Raw genomic sequence first — 4,727 nt, forward strand, 5'->3', positions numbered from 1 at the left:
TGTGGGGCTTCCTCTAAGTACAACTCCGTAGCCTCTTTGAGGTTGGCTACCGCCTTCGCACCTCTGGTGCTCGAGCTCCCGCCCTTACGGCCGGTCGCACTCCTCTACCGTCCGACCCTGGCTGACGGTGCCGACCTCCGGGCACTCCGCGACGTACATATCCTCTTCCCTGTAGAGCACGGCCGTGAACGTCCTCATGATCTCACCGATAGAATAGCATCTCCCTTTGTGGTGATAATACTGACCGACGTGTTCGAGTGGTCATCTCGCCTGCTCGGAAGAGTTCAAACGCGGGTTCAAATCTGGATCCCGGGAGACGTCCCCGGTCGTCGGGCTGGAGAGGGATTGCGGTACCCACACCCTCCAGGCGTCTATTGCACTCCTATCCCCCGCCCAGCACCCGCACAATCACCGCCAGCACCCCGCCGGCCCCAGCGCTGATCGTCGAAACTCTCCACTCTCGCCCACCTTCTCCGCCCGAGAGCCGCTCCAGCGCCCGGATCCGCGCCTCAAACTCCTCAAGTCGCAACTCGCACCTTCGGTGCTCGAACTCCGTTCCTGCGGAACATCGTTCCTCACGGTGCTCCCGCTCCGCCCCTGATGGAGCATCGCGTCCGGCAGATCCACTTCACATCCCGGTTCGTCTCACAAGACCGAGCTCCCGGGTGGTCTTTGCATCGGTCATCCTGGTAAGCCTCCTGGTGAACACTACGATGCCGAAGAGAAAAAGCCTGATCGTAAGGGTTATATCGGTGAATTAAAGCCCAATCCGGGATCCCCGATAAAGTCAGACTGATATCCTCTCCCGTCCACCCTATAATTGTCTGTCATATTCCCGGGAGCATACAGGCAAAAAGGAGAACAAACCCATGGCAGACTTCGTGCAGAAGACCGTGAACAAAACGGCGGTCCGGGACCTCACCGTCCCGATCGCTGATGTAACGTCGTTTAACACCCTCGTCGAGAGCGTCATCACCGACAACCCCTTCGGGTGCGTCGAGCATACCGACGCCGACGGCGTGCTCGTCGCCCCGGTCATCCGGAACCGCGAGCACTATACCGCGAAGGTGAACTTCGTCGACGAGGCTACCGGCAAGCGCGTCGGGACCGTCTCCCTGCAGTCCCCGACGATCGCTGCGTTCAACGCGAACGCCGCGGAAGCGCTCGACAACGCGGCCCTCGAGGCCGCGATGGGCGGGGTGGCCGAGCGGAACTTCGCCGGCGAGACCTACTACGCCCAGCTCAAGTGCCACGACAACTCGGGTGACGACTATTATGTCACCTTCACCCGGAAGACCGTCCGGATCTCGTCCTACCAGGACGATGCCATCCGGACCGCGGTTGAGACCTGGGCGGACGCCGTGCCCGCCCTGGCGTGAAGGGGACTCTTCCCCCTTCACTTTCAGCCCCGTGCGACCTTAACGGACCCGAATCGGCATCATACGATCACTCTGCCTCCGGCGCGTCTTTTGACCATTCGATCAATCTCTTCTTGAGTTCCTCTTTTGAAGGAAGATAGACCTGATACCGGGATAGACATTGGCATCTTTCGGGAGAGTGAGTTCTACCAGTGCGTCGTTCTTGATCTTGCACAGGATGATCCCGACGGTCGGATGTTCGTCATCGAGTTTGACTTCCCTGTCAACTGTAGTTGACATACATCTGCATCTGGCCGAGATCGCCGTGGGTAATCTTTCCAATCTTAAGGTCGATCAGGACATAGCACCGGAGGATACGGTTGTAGAAGACGAGATCTACGAAGTAGTGGTCGGCATCGAAGGTAAGCCGCTTCTGTCGCGCTTCGAAGAGGAAACCTTTGCCCAGTTCAGAAACGTCTCCAGTTTGTCGATGATGGCTGATTCGAGATCGGCCTCTCTGTAACTGGCCTTCTCGTCCAGGCCGAGGAATTCAAGAACATACGGATCTTTAAGCATATCCTGTGGCTTCTCGATGACGTGGCCGGTGCGGGCGAGGGCCCTCACACCGCTCCTGTCCCGGCTGAGCGCAAGCCGTTCATACAGGCCGGTGTTGAACTGCCGTTTAAGTTCTGAGAGCGACCAGCGGTTCTGTTGAGCCTCGATCTCGTAGAACCGGCGCTCTTCCTGGTTGCCGATGTTCATCAGGAAGATATAGTGAGACCAGCTGAGAGCAAACCGGGCAACCAATTGTGCAGACGGTGTCTGCGCAATTGGTTGCCCGGTGGAAACGGCCGCATCGGATTGGCACGATACTGCCGGGGGAGCCGATCCGCAGTATTCAAGGTAGAACCGGCGCATATACTCAAGATTTCTTTTAGAGAACCCTCTCCCAAACTCTTCGGTCAGCTGACGTGAACGTTCCTGTATGGTCTGTTTCCCATACCCTGCCTTCGGCTTCCCTTCCTGCTCATGTTCGACGATCCGCCTGCCGATCTCGAAGCTCGTGACGACCTGTATCGAGTTGACGTTCTGCGCTACGGCCAGACGGGCTTGCTGGACGATATCGCGGATCTCTCTATGAGAGGAGAAATAGTCTCTTCCAGTTCTCTTCCGGCCGTTCTCCCTGCTGGCTTATCCGATGTATCTCCTCCTCTATCTGTTCCCGTTCACGGCAGGCGGTTGAGACTCCATTGGGGCCTGGCCCCAGGATTGTCTCGATCGAGGTCCTCATCGGCGTATGCCGGGGGATCTTGCCCGAGCAGTTCCTCCCACTTCCATCAGCATCGCCGGTTTCACCCTATTACCAGGAGATCGAGAGGAGAACCGATAAACGTGGCGGTGAGATGCCCTCTGTTCCCGATGACGGGTGCGCTTATCCCGACGGCGTCCCCGCGCTGCGCTGAAGGGGATCCCTCCCCTTCACTTTCAACCCGCGCACGGCTCCTTGTTATCCACTACTTCTTCTCCAGTCTCTCCTATGACGCATTCGCCCCCTCCCCGCAGCGAGCAGACCCTCTTCCGCCACCCTGACGCCTTCGAGCTCACGGATCGTCTCTCCGATCACCTCCACCACCACGGCGCCCGGAACTCCTCCGGTCCTCCCGGGACAGGAGCTCGTGCTCCACACTCATTTAATACGTTGAACGATCATGCAATATATTGTATGCTTCGGGAGTTCGAGACGTTCGTCGGGTTCCGGGTCCTTGCCTGGTTCCTCACCCACCCCACGGGCGAGATCCACATCAACAAACTCGCCCGGGAGATCGGGGTCAGCCCGGGAAGCGTCAAAGCGTATGCCGATGCCTTCGAGCGCGACGGGTTGATCACCGTCACACGCCTCGGCACCGCACGGCTCCTCTCCCTCGACAACGACTCCTTTGCCGTCCGGGAGTTGAAGCGGGCCTGCATGGCCCTCCTCCTCGTCCGGGCCGGCATCGAGGACCTCGCCCCCGAAAGCATCGCGGTCGCGGTCTACGGGAGCACTGCGGCGGGGACCTTCGATGAGCAGAGCGACATCGACATCCTGATCATCGGCGACGAGAGCCAGGTCGACCACGGCCGGGTGCCGGCACTGGAGGCGGAGACCGGCCGCGAGGTGCAGGTGACGGTCGTTCCCTACTACCGATGGGAGCTGATGAAAGAGGAAGGTGACCGGTTTGCCGCGAGTGTCCTGCAAAACCACATGCTTGTTCGAGGGGCTCGCCTATGAGGTGGCAGGAGTGTGTCGACCGGGGCCTCATCCGCCCCGACCGCGGAGCGGTGGAGCGCGTCCCCGGCTCACTTGCATCCGCGGCGAGGTTCCTCCGGGCGGCGAAGAAGAATGTGGTGATCGAAGAGTACGAGATAGCTCACCTCGCCGCGTACAACAGTGCATTTCATAGTGTCCGGACGTTTCTCTACGCTACAGGCTACGTCGAGCGGAGCCACGCCTGCCTCGTTACTGCAGTGCGGCATACATCCGGTGATGACCCTGAGATCGCCGATCTCCTGAACGCCTTTGACAAACTGCGGGTCGCCAGGCACAACGTCCAGTACAGCGGATCGCTTGTATGCGAAGAGGAAGCAGCGTTCTGTATCCGGCTGGCTCACCGGGCCCTCGCTCTGGCCCGGCAGCGGTTCGGGTAGATGCCGGTTCGCCTCAACTGCCTGCCGATCTCGAAGCTCGTGACGACCTGTATCGAGTTGACGTTCTGCGCTACGGCCAGACGGGCTTGCTGGACGATATCGCGGATCTCTCTATGAGAGGAGAAATAGTCTCTTCCAGTTCTCTTCCGGCCGTTCTCCCTGCTGGCTTATCCGATGTATCTCCTCCTCTATCCGTTCCCGTTCAAGACAAGGCAGTTGAGACTCCATCGTGCCTGGCACCTGGCCTGTCTCAATGGCCGTGACATATGTGAAAAATCCCCGGTACTGTGCGGAAAAGAGCCCGAGTAAAGAGAAAGGTTTTTCCTCGTTCCGTATGCACTTCCACGTATGACTCACCGAGCGATTACCGCTCTCCTGATGGCATCCGTCCTGCTCCTCATCGCTGCAGCAGGGTGCATCGCCACAACGGAAGAGAAGAACGAGCCTGTTGCACCGGCCGACGAGGCCTACGCCCGGGGGCTCGCCGAATACGGAGCCGCCAACTACCGGATCGCTGAAGAACGGTTTGCCGAGGCCTACGCCCTCTATACCGGTGCCGGCGATGCGGATAAGGCGCTGACGGCGCGGAATGGCATCTTCCTGGCGAACCGGACGATCATGGAGTTCCCGTTCGACCGTAGCGCCGCAGAGGCGGCGTTGCGGGAGAGGGTCCCCGGGATCACC

6 protein-coding genes and 1 pseudogene are annotated in these 4,727 nt (G+C 59.6%); 4 read left to right on the forward strand and 3 right to left on the reverse strand.

What is annotated here, in order from left to right; translation table 11 throughout:
* Nucleotides 1-382 precede the first annotated feature (382 nt).
* Nucleotides 383-529 (reverse strand): hypothetical protein, encoded by a 147-nt coding sequence (locus tag PLN84_RS12525; RefSeq protein WP_299954889.1) that lies wholly within the window; start codon nt 527-529, stop codon nt 383-385.
* A 340-nt stretch (nt 530-869) separates the two neighbouring features.
* Here PLN84_RS12525 and PLN84_RS12530 point away from each other — a divergent pair, with 340 nt between their 5' ends.
* Entirely contained in the window at nt 870-1,379 is a 510-nt protein-coding gene (locus tag PLN84_RS12530) for a hypothetical protein (protein ID WP_292560702.1), read from the forward strand.
* A 102-nt stretch (nt 1,380-1,481) separates the two neighbouring features.
* On the opposite strand, the gene PLN84_RS12535 is transcribed toward PLN84_RS12530, so the two are convergent.
* Entirely contained in the window at nt 1,482-1,658 is a 177-nt protein-coding gene (locus tag PLN84_RS12535; protein WP_299954886.1) for a hypothetical protein, read from the reverse strand.
* A gap of 96 nt (nt 1,659-1,754) precedes the next feature.
* Nucleotides 1,755-2,489, reverse strand: a complete 735-nt coding sequence (locus PLN84_RS12540) for a DUF1016 N-terminal domain-containing protein (protein WP_348532131.1) — start codon at nt 2,487-2,489, stop codon at nt 1,755-1,757.
* 592 nt (nt 2,490-3,081) lie between these two features.
* Here PLN84_RS12540 and PLN84_RS12545 point away from each other — a divergent pair.
* From PLN84_RS12545 to PLN84_RS12555, 3 genes and pseudogenes are all read left to right on the forward strand, one after another.
* A complete protein-coding gene (locus PLN84_RS12545; protein WP_300020890.1) occupies nt 3,082-3,627 on the forward strand; it encodes a nucleotidyltransferase domain-containing protein in 546 nt (181 codons plus the stop codon).
* Nucleotides 3,624-4,043, forward strand: a complete 420-nt coding sequence (locus PLN84_RS12550) for a HEPN domain-containing protein (protein ID WP_348532130.1) — start codon at nt 3,624-3,626, stop codon at nt 4,041-4,043. The genes PLN84_RS12545 and PLN84_RS12550 overlap by 4 nt, the downstream gene beginning before the upstream one ends.
* Nucleotides 4,044-4,391: 348 nt before the next feature.
* Nucleotides 4,392-4,727, forward strand: a pseudogene (locus PLN84_RS12555) (transglutaminase domain-containing protein); the annotation flags it as partial.

The organism is Methanoculleus sp., from assembly GCF_035363275.1.
In the GTDB taxonomy this organism is placed as follows: Archaea; Halobacteriota; Methanomicrobia; order Methanomicrobiales; family Methanoculleaceae; genus Methanoculleus.